The 16575-nt window shown below is 64.6% G+C and carries 12 protein-coding genes; 8 read left to right on the forward strand and 4 right to left on the reverse strand.

What is annotated here, in order from left to right; translation table 11 throughout:
• Positions 1–6: 6 nt before the first annotated feature.
• The 4 genes from KEM60_RS00895 to KEM60_RS00910 form a co-directional block, all read right to left on the reverse strand.
• A complete protein-coding gene (locus KEM60_RS00895; protein WP_219105614.1) occupies positions 7–1503 on the reverse strand; it encodes a uracil-xanthine permease family protein in 1497 nt (498 codons plus the stop codon).
• A gap of 190 nt (positions 1504–1693) precedes the next feature.
• Positions 1694–2125 carry a hypothetical protein gene (locus tag KEM60_RS00900; protein ID WP_219105615.1) on the reverse strand — a complete coding sequence of 144 codons (432 nt, stop codon included), beginning with the start codon at positions 2123–2125 and terminating at the stop codon, positions 1694–1696.
• Between the two features lie 140 nt (positions 2126–2265).
• A complete protein-coding gene (locus tag KEM60_RS00905) occupies positions 2266–3555 on the reverse strand; it encodes an AI-2E family transporter (RefSeq protein WP_219105616.1) in 1290 nt (429 codons plus the stop codon).
• A gap of 92 nt (positions 3556–3647) precedes the next feature.
• Positions 3648–4211 carry a hypothetical protein gene (locus KEM60_RS00910; RefSeq protein WP_219105617.1) on the reverse strand — a complete coding sequence of 188 codons (564 nt, stop codon included), beginning with the start codon at positions 4209–4211 and terminating at the stop codon, positions 3648–3650.
• Positions 4212–4544: 333 nt separating this feature from the next.
• Between KEM60_RS00910 and KEM60_RS00915 the strand changes: the two genes are divergently transcribed.
• The 8 genes from KEM60_RS00915 to KEM60_RS00950 all read left to right on the forward strand — a co-directional run bounded on the left by KEM60_RS00915 (position 4545) and on the right by KEM60_RS00950 (position 16471).
• On the forward strand, positions 4545–5780 hold the full coding sequence (locus KEM60_RS00915; RefSeq protein ID WP_219105618.1) for a toxic anion resistance protein: 1236 nt from the start codon (positions 4545–4547) through the stop codon (positions 5778–5780).
• 92 nt (positions 5781–5872) lie between these two features.
• A complete protein-coding gene (locus tag KEM60_RS00920) occupies positions 5873–6598 on the forward strand; it encodes a hypothetical protein (RefSeq protein ID WP_219105619.1) in 726 nt (241 codons plus the stop codon).
• A 70-nt stretch (positions 6599–6668) separates the two neighbouring features.
• Entirely contained in the window at positions 6669–8411 is a 1743-nt protein-coding gene (locus KEM60_RS00925; RefSeq protein ID WP_219105620.1) for an AAA family ATPase, read from the forward strand.
• Positions 8408–9673, forward strand: a complete 1266-nt coding sequence (locus KEM60_RS00930) for a hypothetical protein (RefSeq protein WP_219105621.1) — start codon at positions 8408–8410, stop codon at positions 9671–9673. The genes KEM60_RS00925 and KEM60_RS00930 overlap by 4 nt, the downstream gene beginning before the upstream one ends.
• A 49-nt stretch (positions 9674–9722) precedes the next feature.
• The gene (locus KEM60_RS00935) at positions 9723–10871 is read left to right on the forward strand and encodes a hypothetical protein (protein WP_219105622.1); all 1149 of its coding nucleotides are present in this window, start codon (positions 9723–9725) and stop codon (positions 10869–10871) included.
• Positions 10868–13177 (forward strand): serine/threonine-protein kinase, encoded by a 2310-nt coding sequence (locus KEM60_RS00940; protein WP_255574096.1) that lies wholly within the window; start codon positions 10868–10870, stop codon positions 13175–13177. Before KEM60_RS00935 ends, KEM60_RS00940 begins: the two co-directional genes overlap by 4 nt.
• Positions 13174–15168 carry a PP2C family serine/threonine-protein phosphatase gene (locus KEM60_RS00945; protein ID WP_219105623.1) on the forward strand — a complete coding sequence of 665 codons (1995 nt, stop codon included), beginning with the start codon at positions 13174–13176 and terminating at the stop codon, positions 15166–15168. Before KEM60_RS00940 ends, KEM60_RS00945 begins: the two co-directional genes overlap by 4 nt.
• A 25-nt stretch (positions 15169–15193) precedes the next feature.
• Positions 15194–16471 carry a VWA domain-containing protein gene (locus tag KEM60_RS00950; RefSeq protein ID WP_219105624.1) on the forward strand — a complete coding sequence of 426 codons (1278 nt, stop codon included), beginning with the start codon at positions 15194–15196 and terminating at the stop codon, positions 16469–16471.
• The last annotated feature ends 104 nt before the right edge of the window (positions 16472–16575 follow it).

A 16575-nucleotide genomic window follows, 5' to 3' on the forward strand; every position in this document is an offset into this window, starting at 1 on the left:
CCCAGCTCAGCTCACCGGCGGTGATGTTCGAGTCTGGCGATGACCATGGTTATGGTCCAATCCCAGCTCTTCCACATCATCGAGTCCTGGTCGAGTCATGATCATGCCCGCGCCATCCGCCCGCGCGATCATGTCCGCGGGTGCCAGCGCCCGCGCCAAGTGGTACGTCGCGACCGTCACGATCGTGCCCAATGAGATCCCTGTCAACGTGAAGGCACCCATCGACACTCCGGCGACCTGGGTCGGACCGATCGTCAACGTCACGTCACCGATGGCGATAATGATGCCCGCAGCGACCGGGACCAGATTCAACGGCGTGGAGAAATCGACGTGGTTTTCCTTCCAGATCTTCGCGCCAAGCAACCCGATCATCCCGTACAACACCACGGTGATCCCCCCGAGCACCCCACCGGGAGTGGCCGACACGACGGCTCCGAACTTGGGGCTGAACCCAAAAGCAATCGCCGTCAGCGCCGCCACAAAGTAAGCGGCAGTCGAATAAATCCGGGTCGCCGCCATCACGCCGATGTTCTCGGCGTACGTGGTGGTGGGCGCACCACCAACCGCGGTGGCAGCAACCGAGGTCAACCCGTCAGTCATGATCGCTTTACCCATCAAGTCATCCAGGTCAGCGCCTGTCATCTCCGCCACAGCTTTGACGTGTCCGACATTCTCCGCAACCAGCGCAATCACTGCGGGCAGGACGATCAACGCGTAAGTCAGCGAGAAATGCGGCAGGTGCCATCCGACCACACCAGTTGCCGCATCAGTCGCCGGGGGGAAACCAAACCACGGCGCAGTTTCCACCGCAGACCAGTTCACCCGCAGATGCGTATCGATCGTCTGCGTGGCCGCGTTGAATGCCGTGATCGGACCGGTGACCTTATCCAAGATCGCCGACAACACATAACCGAAGACCAAGGCGAGCGCGATGGAGACTCGTCCGAAGAACCCTCGCAGTCCCACGCTCATGGCAATGACGGCGATCATCACGGTGAAGGCGACCCCTTGGTCTTGGGGCCAGTAGATTTTGGCGACCACTGGAGCCAGATTGAATCCGATGAGCATGACGACGGCGCCAGTGACGACCGGTGGGAGCACTGCGGTGAGCGCTGCGGCGCCCACGAGGTGGATGAACAGGCCGATGAGGGCGAGGACCAGGCCGGAGATGAGGACGGCGCCCGAGATGTCTTGTGGGGTGCCGCCTAAGCGGTGGATAGCGACCGCTCCGCCGACGAAGCTGGCTGAGCTGCCCAGGTAGCTGGGTACGCGGCCGCGGAGGGCGACGAGGAAACAGAGGGTGGCGAATCCGCTCATCATGATGGCGAGTTGGGGGTTGAGGCCCATCACTACCGGGAAGACGAAGGTCGCGCCAAACATGGCGACGACATGCTGCATGCCTAATCCGATGGTCCGTCCCCAGGAGAGTCGTTCTCCGGGTGCGACGACGTCGTCTGGGCCGAGTGTTTTCCCGTTTCCGTGCAGGGTCCATCCCAATGCCATCGATCTACCTCCGGGCCGTTCCTACGGCCGGGGATGCTCCGACCGGAGCAAGCCTAGAGGTTTTTGAGGGTGTCCCTGGACTGCGTCTTCTGGCGGGCAGCGTCCATTCCGGTGACGGGTGATCCCCCCGAGAGAACACCCGGCACCGGAATGGCAGTCGTGGACCGGCGATGTGGACCGGTGGGTGGGGTTAGGCGACGAGGGATCCGGTGGATCCTCCTCGGGCTTGGTCATCTTGCCTGGCCAGATCACGGCCGGTCAGGTAGGCCAAGGCGAGGTCGAGGAGATCCCCGGAGAACGGGTTGCCGGCAGGGCAGTCCGCGTCGTACGCCGAGTAAATGTCTTCCATGTAACTGATGGACACGTCTCGACCGTCGTACAGGGGGCCGGTGAGTCGGTCTAAGGCGAGTTGGAGGGTGAAGAAACTGACCCGGACCCCTAGGCCTTCGACGTGCTCTGGGAGGTGTTCTCCGGTGACGACGGCGATGAGGTCCCGGTCGGATTCGGTGAGGGCGGCCAGGTCCCGTGGACCGGCGTAGAGCCAGCGCAGATCACCGGTCACTGGGGATCCGATCGCGGCGGAGGCCGACCTCAGGAGGGGGGACAGTCCGAACGTCGTCATGACGATCTCCTTCCGCAGGGTGGCTCAGCGCCGGTACATCCCTCACATCGGCAGCGGGTCCTCGGGCTTGAAGGTTTGCCGTCGAGTTGGCCTGTCTTGGACAGCGGGAGCGGACGGTGTCATCGGTGGTGGGGGTCGATTCAGGTGCTGGCCGTGGCGCAGGGTTCGCGTTGGTCGTCGGGGTGGTCCACCGATGTGGCGGTGGTCGGCGTGGGTTCGGTGGTGGGGGTGCGAGGGGTTCGGTGGCACGTGCAGATCGTCGAGGTGGGGTCTTCAGGCGAGGGGGTGGCGGCTCGTACTGCGACAAAGACGTTGTTGACGACGGCGACGAGGGGGACGGCAACGAAAGCGCCGAAAGCGCCGCCGACGATGGTGCCGCCGGTGACGGTCGCGAGGATGACCAGGGGGTGGATTTGGACGGCTTTGCCGAGGATGTAGGGGTTGATGAGGTTGCCCTCGACTTGGACGACGAGGAAGAGCGCCACGACCATCGCCACAGCGGTGAGTGGTCCTTGGAGGACGAGGGCGACGAGCATCAGTACCGCTCCGGCAATGACCATCCCGATCATCGGGATCAGCGATCCGAGGAACAGCAGCACTGCGAGGGGGACCACGAGGTCTAGGCCGGCGATCATCATCACTGGGACCATGCTGAGGGCGTTGATGACGGCGAGCACGATGGTGCTGCGCATGTAGGCGACCAGGGTCCGCCAGGCGGCGGTGCCGCCAGTTTCGACACGAAGGCGCTCGCGGGCGGGGAACAACCGAACGACCCACCGCCAGATCTGGCCGTCATCCAGCAGCAGGAACAACAGGGTGAACAGGCACAGGATGGCCCCGGTGATGATGTTGAAGGCGCTGCTGGCGGTGGCCAATGCGCCGTCAGCGACATCTCCGCGGGCGACGGTGAGTCGGGAGGTGAACTGTCCTTGGAGTTGTTCGACCTGGTCGCTGGACATGTGCGCTGGACCGTTTTGCAGCCAGGTCGAGACTTGCATGGCGGCTTCTTGCAGTCTGGTGGTGAGCACCCCGGTGTTGCCGGTGACTTCGCTGACCACAAACCACAGTGCCCCGACGATGGAGCCAATACCGAGGAGGAACACCATGGTCGCCGCAAACCATCGTGGCACTCCGCGGCGTACGAGGACTCCGACGATGGGTTCCAGGATTGCGCTGAGCATCACCGCGACGGTGAGGGTGACGGTCACCAGCCCGATCTGTTTGAGCAGCAGCACTAAGACGTAGAGAAATCCGACGATCAGTAGGGATCGGCCGGCGAGGAGCGCAGCGGCATGGTAGGCGTCACCATCGGCGGTGGTGCGGTCGTGGCGTTCCTGCAGGTCCATTTCGGCGCGCATGATGTCTCGGGCTCTGCGGAAGCGGGCAAACCCCGAGCTTTGGGTGCGTCCTGAGGTGTCCGAGGCGTTCACGCGCCTACCGTACGACGTGCTCACGTGCGTGACCTGACCGACCGGTGGGGGGCGTCAGAGAGCCCACGACCTGGCCCGGGAGGCGGTGCAGCTCACTGGCCGGTCTTCTTGCAGTGTGCAGTCAACGCGGAGGTGGCTTTGTTGAGTGCGCTGCCGTCGATGTCTCCGTCGCTGGAGTAGGCGTCAGACACCTTTTTCAGCTGGCCGGCGACTGCGGTGGTCAATTTCACCAGTTCGGTGTCGTCGCTGCGTTTGGCCATCGCGGCGATCTCACCGGCAGCTTTGGTGAAGGCGTTCGCTGCGGTGCGCATCTGGGCTGGGTTGTTATTGGCTTTGTTTCCTGCCGAAATCGCGTCGTTCATGACCGGGATGATCTCTCGGCAGGAGATGTTGGTTTTGGCGGTGCTCTCCGCCACGATCGGCGGCAACGTGGTGGGGGTGATCCCCGGCGCGGTGGCGCCTGATCCTTCCGGCGGCGCAGAGGAGGGGTCGCTCTTAGCCGTCGAACTTCCGCTGGCAGAGCTGGGGCTTGCTGACGCTTCTCCTGGTGATTCAGCGGAGCATGCGGAGCCGACCAGGCACAATACAGCCATCGACGCCACCGCAGCGACGGTACGACGGACGTCCCGGGCGGGCGTCAGGGTTCGCAACGGCATCCGAATAGCTCCTCGTAGGGGATGGAACAGCAGATTCCAGAATGACACGGTACGCCGACGCCTTCCCAGCCGAGCACGTCACCCGGTCAGCTCTCACGCTCTGGCGACGTTCATGTTCGGAGGCATCGGTCATCTCAGGGAGGATGGGAACGCATTGTTCTAATGGCTGTCCTCCCTTCGAGGACACCGTCCCTGGCGAAGGTCGGTGTCGGAGGCTGTGGACGGCGGTGGACCGGCGTCGCGCAAACGGCTTGAATGTTGTGGTCGTCACCGACACGCCATCCCACCATTTCGCGTATCGGTCTGACGCGGACCGACGAGGACGGAGAAGTCATGACACAGCCGCTGCAGCCGCCACCAGGTATGGGCGCCACCGCCGGGGAACCAGTCCTCACCTTGGAAGCCCCGCCTCCGTCGCAACCGGTCGCGTCGACCGCCGCTCCGAAAATGGCACCAGCGGTGGACCCGGCGACCGTGCCTGCGTTGGATGACAAAGTCGACCAGTTCCTGAGCGGACTCAATGCGGCTGCCTTGAAATCCCCGGAGTTTGAAGCGCGCGCAGCCGACATCCGCACCATGGGTGACGCTGACATCCGGCATGCTGCGGAGAGTTCGAACCGGTTGTTGAAGACCCCGATCAAGGCGCTCCAAGAAGGCGGTGTCAGCAAGGAGTCCAAGGTCAGCCAGACCTTGGTTGACCTGCGTAAAACCATTGAAGGACTCGATCCGGGGCAGGCGAAGGGCACCAAAAAGTTCCTGGGGATGATCCCGTTTGGTGACCGATTGACTGATTACTTCCGCAAATACGAGTCGGCGGAGAAGCATCTCGATGGGATTCTGCATTCACTCCGCAGCGGCCAGGACGAGCTCGCCAAGGACAATGCCGCTCTGAACCTGGAGAAGCAGCAGCTGTGGGCGACGATGGGCCGGTTGAACCAGTACGTCTACATCGCGGAGCGGCTGGACGCCAAACTGGCCGCGCAGGCCGCCGAACTTGACACCACCGACCCGGACAAGGCGAAGGCGTTGCGTGAAGACGTGCTGTTTTACGTGCGTCAGAAACACCAGGATCTGCTCACCCAGCTGGCGGTATCAATCCAGAATTACTTGGCGATCGACATCGTCATCAAAAACAACCTGGAGCTCATCAAGGGTGTGGATCGGGCGTCGACCACCACGGTGTCGGCCCTGCGGACCGCCGTAATCGTCGCTCAAGCGTTGAACAACCAAAAATTGGTGCTTGAACAGATCACCGCTTTGAACCTCACCACCAGCAACCTCATCGAGTCGACCTCAGCGATGTTGCGAGACAACTCGGTACGCATCCAAGAGCAAGCGGCGGCTGCCACCATCGGTTTGCCGCAGCTTCAAGCGGCCTTCGCGAACATCTACCAGACCATGGATGCCATCGACACCTTCCGGGTGCAAGCCCTCGATTCGATGGCCGGGACCATCGGCGTCCTCGAACATGAGGTCGCGAAGTCACAGCACTACCTGGCCAGAGCTCAGCAACACGACATGCGGGTCAACAGCGGATCCCTCGACATCACCGGCCCCACCTCCCGCTGACCGACCCGGAACCACCCCGGAGACACCCGAGGGTCGCACCACAGCCATAGGAACGGATCATCGTGCTCAGGACGACGGACAAGGACACGCTCATGGCGCTGGGAGATTTCCTGGCGAAGTTCGGCACCTCCACCGCTTCGCCAGAGGACGAAACCCCCGAGCAGGAGACTTCCCGTGCCGGGGGGACACCGACCCGGGAGGATCTGGGTGCGGCCCTCGACCGGGTGGAGTCGATGGTCACCGGGGGCGCGGTCCCTGGATGCGTCAGCGCCCGCGTCGAACGAGTCACCCACGTCGTGCGGGACACCATTCCCCGCCTCGACACCATCCGCGGCAGCACCAGCGCCTACTCAGTGATGGCCACCGCCACCGACTATCTCCCCGAAGCTGTCGGCGGATACCTCCGATTGCCACGCCGTTTCGCCGACACCCGCCCCGTGGATCAAGGACGCACCTCACTCATGGTGTTGGTCGACCAGCTCGACCTGCTCGGAGCCACCATGGACCAAGTCTTTGACGCGGTCTGCCGGGACGACGCCACCGCGCTCGTCGCACACGGACGGTTCCTCACCGAAAAATTCGGTCAAGGAGCGAATGGAGGCGACTTGGAAGTCGACCACAGCCTCCCCACCCCGCCACTGCCAGACCCGGCCAGCACCGCGACCGCAGCGCAGGATCCACCGCAACCTGCTGCCACCACCAGCGCTGATCAACCACCCTCTCCGCTGCATCGTGGACCGGCCAACGACCAGAGCTCCCCGCCCACAGCCACCACCCCAGACGAGCCTCGACGACTCGCCCCGCCCACCTGGACCTGATCGCAGCACCATTGCCGTCCGATCGCCCTGGACATCCAGGCCACCGGACCCGCAGACCGAGGAGAGCAGAATGACGGACCCGTCGGCCACGCCGACTTCCTCGCTGATCGATGCCCTGGAGCACTTGACGGCACTCGGGAAGAGCATCGGCATTAGTGAGGACGACGTCCTCGCCGAAGGCTTGGCCCTGTCCGCAGCGGTCTTGGAAAGCGGCGGCCCCCACCGCGCGCCCACCACCTGGGCGGACCTCCTTGGACGGCGTACCAGCGATTTCTTCGACGCAGCGCCGCGGGGTCGGCGCTACCTCAACGGACCGACGCTGCTGCTGTCCGCATTAGTCGACACGACCCACCCGGACGCTTCCCGATATGCGCACGCCCTCGTGGAAGTAGCCACCGCAGCGTGCACCCTGGACGGCGCACCCCCCAGCGCACCAGGTCGAGCCGCGCAGGCTGGCCAAGCCCAACTGTCTGCAGCCGGGATCGGTGCTCCCCGATCAGGGAGCTCCGCGAGTATGGGCCTACCCGGACCAGCTGACCTCCGTGAAAGCAGCCCCCTGGACAGTGGCTGGGCCCGATTCCCCGCAGCACCACCGCTGGTCCTACCCGGCGCCACACCACCAGGGCCGATGCTCCCCGGATCACAAGAGGCCAGTGAGCATCCCGGTCAGTACACCGTCATGGACCGCGCTCGCCGAGACGCCCAAACCATGTGGGACCAACTGGCCGCCGTACGGCAAGCCGCCCACGACCTGTGGCGTGACGGCATGGCACCACCCCCAGATGGCTCAAGCCCAGGGGGGCGCCTTGAGCATCCTTCCCACGCTGACCTGGCAGCTGAGCCGATTCCAGCAGCACCAGTGGAGGTCCCAGCGGTCGACGTACCTCAACGATCGGTTGAAGAGTTACTCGCTGAACTCGACGATCTCGTCGGCCTGGACGCCGTCAAACGGGAAATCCACCGCCAAGTGGCGTTGCTGCGCATCGAAGCCCGGCGAGAAAAAGCCGGTTTGAAATCGGCATCGTTGACCCGGCACCTGGTGTTCGTGGGCAACCCTGGGACCGGTAAAACCACCGTGGCCCGACTGGTGGGGGGCATCTATCGGGCGTTGGGGCTGCTCAGCAAAGGTCAATTGGTCGAAGTGGATCGGGCCGAACTGGTCGCTGGCTATCTCGGACAGACCGCGCAGAAAACCACCCAGATTGTGGCCTCAGCGCTAGGTGGAGTGCTTTTCATCGACGAGGCCTACACCCTCAAAGGTGACCAGTACGCCCAAGAAGCCGTAGACACCCTGGTCAAAGAGATGGAAGACCACCGCGACGACCTCGTGGTCATCGTCGCGGGATATCCAGGGCCGATGGCCGGTTTCATCGCCCAGAATCCCGGGTTGGCCAGCAGATTCCGTACGACGGTCGAGTTTGACGACTACTCGGATCAGGAATTGCAGGACATCCTCACCGGCATGGCGGCACGCACCGATTACGACCTCACCGACTCCGCCGTGACACGGTTCCGCGAGATCCTCGCCGCCACCCCACGGGGTGAAGGATTCGGCAACGGCCGCTTTGCCCGAAACACCCTGGAAGCCGCGATCGGCAGGCAAGCCTGGCGACTCCGCGACGAGGACGACCCGACATTGACGCAATTACGCACATTGGACCGAGTCGACTTAGAAGACCGCGACGGCGTCGACTTGCACGCCGACAGCCATGACCATTCGGTCGGTGAGGCTGCCCCCGCCACAGGCAGCAAGGGTGGCCCGGTCGGTGCCCGAACTGGCACCGACGACGACATACCGGAGGGGACCCCGTGAGCACACCGACACCTCAGCCGCCAGGGGCACCCGCTCCCGCCACCACATACCGTCCCCAACCTCCGGCACCGTCGCGGGGCGCACCCATCGGCTCGGCAGCTAGGGACCGGCGGGCCACTCCAACCATCGCCCCAGGACCGGGGGTGGGAGTGGGCTCTCGCGGGGAGGTGGGTCGCGCCCAGATTCGTCGCTTCACCGGGGCTTCTTCGACACCAGCCCGACTTCGGTTGGCTCGAGGGATCGCCGCCGCAGCATGTCTGCTCCCGGGGGTGGTCGGGATGGTCCAGATCGCTACCGCAGCGACAGCGCCACCGACCTCACCGACACGCACGTACGCCGACCTGCGCGCTGGGGTGGACACCTATTTGGCGAGTTCGACGGTGTCGGCAGCTGGACCGGGCGGGGACACCAAGGACGCCAACGCTGCCTTGAGTCTGGTGACTTCCCGGATCGGCGCGGCGGCGCTGCTATACCCAGACCGGGCCAAGCAGTTATACACGGTGTCCGACCAGTTGGCGGAGCGTCAGTCACAGGTCGACAGCGCCCGGACAAAGATCACCACCAATTCGTCGTCCCCCGTGTTGAGCCAGCCGTCCGATAACTTCAAAGAGTCCATGAACCTGCTCAACACTCCACCGACTGGGACGTCGGTCAGCGCAGGTGGGTCGTTGGCTGCCATCGGCGGCATCGGCCTTTTCGGAGGTTTGGGGGTGTCGGTATGGCTGGCCAGGAAGACCCGTCGCATGGTGAACCCTGGTTTGGTGGGCGCGATAGTCCTCACCGGTGTGGTCACCATCATGGGGGTGCAGGTGCTGAGTTCCGCCAGTATCTCTGGGGCCAGTGACGACCTGGCATCGCTGCGCGCCGATGCGGCAGCGTCAGTGGAATGGGAGGCTCGGACCCTCCTACAGGGGATCGATTCCACCCAGGCATTGCAGGCTCGTGACGAAATCTTGCGTTCCAGCGAGTCCCGGATGAGCAATATTTCCGCAGCAAAACCACTGTGGCGCGAATTCACCGGGAAAGCCATCAAAGCGGACCAGATGACACGCTCCTCCATCCCGACCCGACAGACAGCGGTCACGCAACGCCTGGCTGACCTGCGTGAGCTGAGCAAGGGACTAGCCACCTTGGATCGCGCGGACAACAACGGCATGAACCGGCCCAACGCCAATGTCGGATACGGCCTGTTCGCCTTGTCACTGATCGCCGGTGCCAGCGCCTGGGCTGGTGTCGGACGGCGCCTGGCGGAATACCGGTGATCCCGTGGCACTCCCTCCCCCTCTTCGCTCGAACAGGAGCCGATCACCGATGAACACGCAGCTCGCTGTCGCCCCGGCCGCGCCGGGAAGCCTCGGCGAAGACATCGCCCCCGCCGCGTTATTGGAGTACCTCACGTCGCTGGGCGAGTGGCGAGACCGCCGCCGGGCGGAACTCGACGTCCTCGACGAAGCGAGTCTGCGCTCCTCAGAAGGTGACCAGCTGACCGCTGACGTGATGTTGTCTATGACCTTATGGAAAGCCGTCTCCGATCGGCATGACCTGCTCGTCGCCACCTGGGACGATGGCAGAGTCATGGAAGCCGACCGCCGACGCATGAGCACGCTGATCTGGGGTCGGCTGGACCCCGGACATGACAGCAGCTCTGCATTGGCGGTGTCCTTGCCGGAGGCCTGCCGTCTCTCCGATTCGTTGGCATCCTCGCTGCGGGGACGGCTGCGGATGGACGGTTCCGAGCCGGACGTGGACGCCAGAGTGCGGGAGGTACGGGCGACGATCGCGCGGATTCACGACCAGATCGCCTTGGTGCCCTCCGCTGCCCGAGACAACGTCGTGGGGGTGCACGATCGTCTAGAAGAGCGGGCTCGGGACATCACCGAACGCTCCCGCCGGGGCGCAGACGTCGGTGGCCTGTTGCCATCACTCGAGTTAGACGCTGCGCAGGCCGAACGGGACCTGATCGTGGGGGCGGCCCGTCGAGCCCAAGCCAAAGCCGATGCGCAACGAGCTCGGCAGCGTCGCGACGAACTGGATGCGTGCAGCAGGGCAGTGGAGCAGCTGGCGACACGCTGTGTGCAGGACGTGTGGCCTGCGCCGCGGTTCGCCGTACCCAATCCGGACGTTTTGGGTGATCCACCCACCGACCCCACCGCATTGACGGTTTATCTCGAACGCATCGACATGGTGAGCCAGGCTCTGGCACAGTGTCATTCCGCGTACGCCGGGGCGTTGGAACATCGTGATGAACTCCTCGGTGCCGCTGACGCCTATGCCGCCAAAGGTGCTGAGCTGACCGACCCGGCGCACCAGGAGGACCTGTCTTCGCTGGTGGCGCTGATCGAGTCCACTCGGGCCACGCGCCCCATCCATGTCGGCAGACTGGGCGCCCTGGTCGCTGCGCTTCAGGCGTACGTGACCGCAGCCAGTCAGGTCGGTCCACGGAAGGAGCCCCGGCCGTGAGATGCCATGAGCCTGGATGCGCCGGGACCTACATGGACGGCTACTGCGACGTCTGTGGCGCACCTGAACATCCCTCCGGATTCCTGCCGACTCAACTCAGCACACCCGGCCCAGCCGGTCCCGCTCCACCGCCGTCATTGCCGACCCCGCCAGGGATGTCGACCCGCAGCCGGAGCAGCGGAGTGTCCGTCCTCGGCCCGCAGCAAGCTGCCGTCACCCCCGCACCAGCCAGTCGTACCGGCGGCCTCCCCACCACGCGCGGCGGCAGCACCCTGCTTGGTTCCGCCCGAGGCACCAAAGCCACCCGACGGTTCGGCACCAGCAGACGCACCCGTGCGACCTCCTTAGGCGCCGGGCTGACCAGTGTCCCCACCGTCCCGGTCAGTGACCCGTCCACGGTGATCCTGATCGACCCGAAAGTCCCCGAAGAGCGCCGTAACTGCCCGAACTGCGGCGCGGCAGTGGGACGGTCCCACGACGGCCAGCCAGGGCGCGAAGAGGGCTTCTGCCCGCAGTGCCGAAATCCGTTCAGCTTCCGACCCAAACTGGGCAAAGGGGACTTAGTCGCGGGACAGTACGAAGTGGAAGGCCCGCTCGCCCACGGGGGGCTGGGCTGGATCTACCTGGCACGGGACAAAAACGTCTCCGACCGGTGGGTCGTCCTCAAAGGCCTGCTCAACGCCGGAGATGCCGACGCGCTTGCTGCCGCTATCGCTGAGCAGGAGTTTCTCGCCGAAGTCAGCAACCAGCTGATCGTCGAGATTTACAACTTCGTCACCCATGACGGTGCCGGCTACATCGTGATGGAGTACGTCGGCGGGACCCCACTCAAGGAGCTGCTGAAAACGCGAATGGCCACCGCGGGCCATTACGATCCGTTCCCAGTGGACCAAGCCCTGGCCTACGTCCTGGAGATCCTCCCCGCCTTCCAGTATTTGCATGACAAAGGGCTGCTGTATTGCGATTTCAAACCTGACAACCTGATTCAGACCGGCGACGAAGTCCGACTCATTGACCTCGGGGGGGTCCGTCGGATTGACGACGTGGAGTCACCGATCTACGGCACGGTGGGCTACCAAGCGCCGGAGATCGCTCAGGTCGGCCCGACCATCGCCAGTGACATCTACACGATCGGCCGGACGCTGGTGGTCCTCACCACCGAGTTCCGTGGCTACCAGTCGACGTATGCGACGTCGCTGCCGCCGATGCAGCAGGTCCCGGTCTTCGTGCAACATCCCGAGTTTTACGCACTGGTCGCCAAGGCGTGCGCTCCCGACCCGGATGACCGGTTCACCTCCATTGAGGAGTTCCGGGTGCAATTGCACGGCGTCCTGCGCAGAGTGGTCCTGGATCGTCGGGGCGCGCCCGCCGCAACTCAGACCCGCCCCTCCCTGTTTTTTGACCCACCTGCGCCGAGTGGCGAGGATTTTGGCTGGTGGGAGCTGCCCGCGTTGCGTCCGGACGACGCCGACCCGATGACCGGATGGTTGCAGACGGTGCAGGCCCAAGAGCCGGGAGCACGGTATGACCATCTCGCGCATGCGCCAGTGATCTCGGCAGAAGTCCTCCTGGAGCAGGCTCGGACTGGGATCCGGGGCGGCCGCCCTGACTTGGTGACCAGCGCCACCGAGACTCTCCTGGCTCAAGATCCGTGGGATTGGCGTGCAGTGTGGCTGGTCGGTTTGGAGGCACTGTCCCGAGATGACAGATATGCCGCGCAGGCGGCGTTCTCCTCGGTAGCGGCGCAGGTCCCCGGGGAGTTGGCGCCGGTCCTGGCGATGGCGTTGACCGCTGAGCTTGATGAACGCCGTACCGCTGCGGAGAGCGGATATCTGACCTGTCTGCGCGCCGACTCGGCGTACGTCCCTGTCGCTGCATTCGGCTTGGCCAGGCTCCGGGCGGCGACCGGCGATCTGCGCGGCGCCATCACTGCTCTAGACCATGTGCCCGCCAGCAACCGTACTCACCCACGGGCGCAATGGTTGCGGGCCCAGATGCTGTCCCGGATTACTGACGGCGGCTTGGTCGTGCTTTCTTCCGCGATGGAGACGGTGCGCGGAGCTGATGCGGACATCGTGGAACGGACCCGGTTCCGTGCGGACGTTTTTGACCGTGCTTTGCAGATCGTCACCCGGCATGGCCCGCAACCCGATGTCACGGTGGACGGTGTCCCGGCCCGTCGGGCAGCTCTGCAGCGGGCCCTGGAGTCGACCTTGCGTGATCTTGCACATCTCACCCCTGACCCACAGATCCGGACCGCTCTGGTGGACCGGGCGAACGCAGTAAGACCTTGGAGCCTGCGATGACCACTCCACCCCTGCCGGCGCAGAGCCCCGACGACCCGGGACGTCGTCCCCCTGAGGGATCCGAGGAGGACGCCCTCGCTGAGGACCCTCCCGCACGGCGAGAACGTGCGTGGTGGCAGTTAGGGCGGTGGCGTGACGCAGGTCGGGGACGAGGCGCAGAGGCGACCGGTCCCCGTCAGCCGCAGACTGATTTTCCGGCGGACAACGCTGTCCCGGACCGGATCGACCCAGCTGACCCCAGCGGTTTCGTGTGGCTGGACGAACCGCACGACGCTGGTTCCGCGGAGTTTCCTGCGGCCCGAGTCACGTGCACGGGTTGTGAGTCGTCGGTGGCAGCGGGGCCGTATTGCGAGGCATGTGGGCGCGAGTTGGAGGTCTACTCGGGGGAATTAGCGGCAGGGTACGAGCACGAGTACGGCTATCCCGCAGAGGGTGAGGAGTACGTCGTACCAGCAGTGGACGACGGGACGTCGGCCGATGGATACCCGCTCTCCGCCGACGCATATCTGCCGCAGCACGAGAGCGGGGAGAGCGCTGTCGTCGGCGCCGATGATCAGGGGTACGGCGGTTTTGTCGACGCATCTGAGGTGGCGACGGTGTCGCTGCCCAGAGTGCCGGACCTGCCAGCGACGACACCGTTGCCGATGGTCGACGCCACCGCGATCCCCGAGGGATTGGCACCGGCTGCACCGAGGCCGCATGACGTCGAAAACGGAGAACCCACCATGGCATCGTCGGTGGCGCCATCAGCCCCCTCCGGGAACGAAGTTCCCCCCGGCGGGACCGGATCGGCGGCCGCTGCGAGCATTCCGACCGGCCGTGACGTCGATGGCTTGCTGGTGCTGGGCGGCGCGCACCCGCCGACCTCAGGGGCACCGAGCGAGACCGAATCCCCCGCTCCCGGTGCACAGGACCCCTGCGGAGAGTGTGGCGGCACCTATCTCGATGGCTATTGCGGCAATTGCGGCGCCAAGGCCGTCGATCCCCGGCATCACTTCGAATTTGACCTCGCTCCCTGGCTGGCGGGCATCTGTGACCGAGGAGTGCGCCACCCCGGCAACGAAGATGCTTTGTCGATGTCGATAGGGGCCAGCAGCGACGGCGTGGCCCGTGCCGCCATGGTGGTCTGCGACGGGGTCTCCACGGCGCCGTACTCCTCGCATGCCAGCATGGCTGCGGCGCAGGCTGCGACCGACCTGTTGTCGGCTTCCCAGGCTCGTGGCATGGCGGGGGTGCCTTCGGCGTTGATCGGGGCGATGGGGCACCGGTTGGAGGCCGCAACGGACGCTGCAGCTGATGCGGTGGCGGCGACAGCTCAGGAATATCGCGATCTCATGGTCCAGGAAGCAGCAGCTCAAGGTACGCCGATGATGGATCCGGCGAGTTTGAATGGCCCGTCGTGCACCTTGGTCGCTGCCGTCGTCGAAGGCGACCTGGCAGTGATTGGCAATATCGGTGACTCTCGCGCCTATTGGCTCCCAGATGCGGGTGATCCTTTGGTGTTGACGACCGATGATTCGTGGGCCACGGAGCAGATCCGCGCGGGCCTGTCTCGTGAGGAGGCGGAAAGCGGCCCGCATGCCCACACCATCACGCGATGGCTGGGAGAGGATTGTCCTGACCGGATGCCGTCGTTGACCTCGCTCCACATCGCCGAGCCGGGATGGTTGCTACTCTGCTCGGACGGTCTATGGAACTACGCGTCGGAGCCGATCGTCTTGCAAGCGGTGTTCCAGGAACGCGCCTGGGATCTGACCCAGGGGCATCACACGTTCGGTCTACCGGCGTCGGTGCAGGAACGCCCGTTGGCCCTTCCGTTGGCGGCTGCGCTGGTCGAGTGGGCCATTGAGCAGGGCGGACATGACAACGTCACGGTGGCTCTGGCGCGTCTGGCGCCGGGTATGGCCCCGGCGAGTCCAGAAGATTCAGCAGTGGTGATCACCGGCGTGCCGGGGGAGGCCGCGCCGCACGGGACCGGGTCGGCAGCGTAGCCTCGCAAGCGACGAAGGAGTGAGAGTGGCTGATTTCAGCGCGTCGGTCTATCAGAACGAGTTCTTGCCCGAGGGCGGCACCGATGCTCATGCCATCGTGACGCTCAGTTGCTCCGGAGCTGGTGGAGCGGGCCAGACTGGTGCGGGCGACGCCGGAGAGATCATCGTCGTCGATACGTCTCGATCGATGGAAGCGGCCGGAGTTGCGGCGGCGCAGTACGCGGCGAGTGCCGCTTTGGACCAGATCCTGGACGGGGTGTGGTTCGCGATTGTGGCGGGGAATCATCAGGCCCGGTTGTGTTACCCGGACGGGTATTCGGCAGCGATGGTCCAGATGAACGGACAGACCCGGCAGGCGGCGAAGGACAGTTTGCATCAGTTGCGTGCCGATGGTGGCACGGCGATGGGGACGTGGTTATTGGCTGCGGCTCAATTGTTTGACACGGTCCCGTCGTTGGTGCAGAAGCATGTGATTTTGTTGACGGACGGTGAAAATCAGCATGAGTCGCCGGAGCAGCTGACCCGTTCGATTGACACGGTGCGGGGGCGTTTTCAGTGCGACTGTCGAGGGTTGGGTGCCGCGTGGCAGGTCGATGAGGTACGTCGGATTTCGCAGGCGTTGTTGGGGACGGTGGATTTGATCCCGCGTCGGGAGGACATGGCTCGGGAGTTTGAGTCGCTGATGCGCACGTCGATGGGGCGCGGTGTCGCTGAGGCGACGTTGAATGTGTGGGCGCCGCAGGGGGCGCAGGTGTTGTTTGTGCGGCAGGTGTCGCCGACGTTGGAGGATTTGACGGCGCGTCGTCGGGATGTCAATCCGTTGACGGGGGCTTATCCAACGGGTTCCTGGGGGGATGAAACTCGGGAATACCATGTGGCTGTTCGCTTGTCGCCCAAGGCGATTGGGCAAGAACAGTTGGCTTCTCGGGTGCAGCTGGTCGTAGGTGGTCAGATGGTCGCGCAGGGCTTGGTCAAAGCCAAATGGTCTGGTGACTTCGGGCTGACTGCTCAGATCAGCCCAGAGGTGGCGCACTACACCGGCCAGACCGAACTGGCCAGCGCAATCCAGGAAGGCCTGGCAGCCAAGGCGGTCGGTGACGCGGAGACGGCGACCTCCCGTCTGGGCCGAGCGGTGCAGCTGGCAGCACAGACAGGTGACGATGCGGCAACAGATCGGTTGCGACGGGTGGTAGATATCGACGACGCCGCGACAGGGCGGATCCGATTGCGGCACGATGTGGATAAATTGGATGAGATGGCCTTGGATACGGCGTCGACGAAGACGATCCGTGTCAAGAAGTAATGACATGTCGTCGTGCCCTCCGTGACGGATGGACAGCCTCCGACGACGAGATGACACAGGTGGCTTCATGACCAGCGTCTGCCCAGAAGGGCACTCGAGTTCGG

Origin of the sequence: Austwickia sp. TVS 96-490-7B (genome assembly GCF_019331795.1) — a bacterium.
Taxonomy (GTDB): Bacteria; Actinomycetota; Actinomycetes; order Actinomycetales; family Dermatophilaceae; genus Austwickia.

What these genes read in the sequence shown, in the direction of transcription:
- KEM60_RS00895 (WP_219105614.1), bottom strand. Translation starts at nt 1,503, where the DNA reads ATGGCATTGGGATGGACCCTGCACGGAAACGGGAAAACACTCGGCCCA.
- KEM60_RS00900 (WP_219105615.1), bottom strand. Translation starts at nt 2,125, where the DNA reads ATGACGACGTTCGGACTGTCCCCCCTCCTGAGGTCGGCCTCCGCCGCG.
- KEM60_RS00910 (WP_219105617.1), bottom strand. Translation starts at nt 4,211, where the DNA reads ATGCCGTTGCGAACCCTGACGCCCGCCCGGGACGTCCGTCGTACCGTC.
- KEM60_RS00915 (WP_219105618.1), top strand. Translation starts at nt 4,545, where the DNA reads ATGACACAGCCGCTGCAGCCGCCACCAGGTATGGGCGCCACCGCCGGG.
- KEM60_RS00920 (WP_219105619.1), top strand. Translation starts at nt 5,873, where the DNA reads ATGGCGCTGGGAGATTTCCTGGCGAAGTTCGGCACCTCCACCGCTTCG.
- KEM60_RS00925 (WP_219105620.1), top strand. Translation starts at nt 6,669, where the DNA reads ATGACGGACCCGTCGGCCACGCCGACTTCCTCGCTGATCGATGCCCTG.
- KEM60_RS00935 (WP_219105622.1), top strand. Translation starts at nt 9,723, where the DNA reads ATGAACACGCAGCTCGCTGTCGCCCCGGCCGCGCCGGGAAGCCTCGGC.
- KEM60_RS00945 (WP_219105623.1), top strand. Translation starts at nt 13,174, where the DNA reads ATGACCACTCCACCCCTGCCGGCGCAGAGCCCCGACGACCCGGGACGT.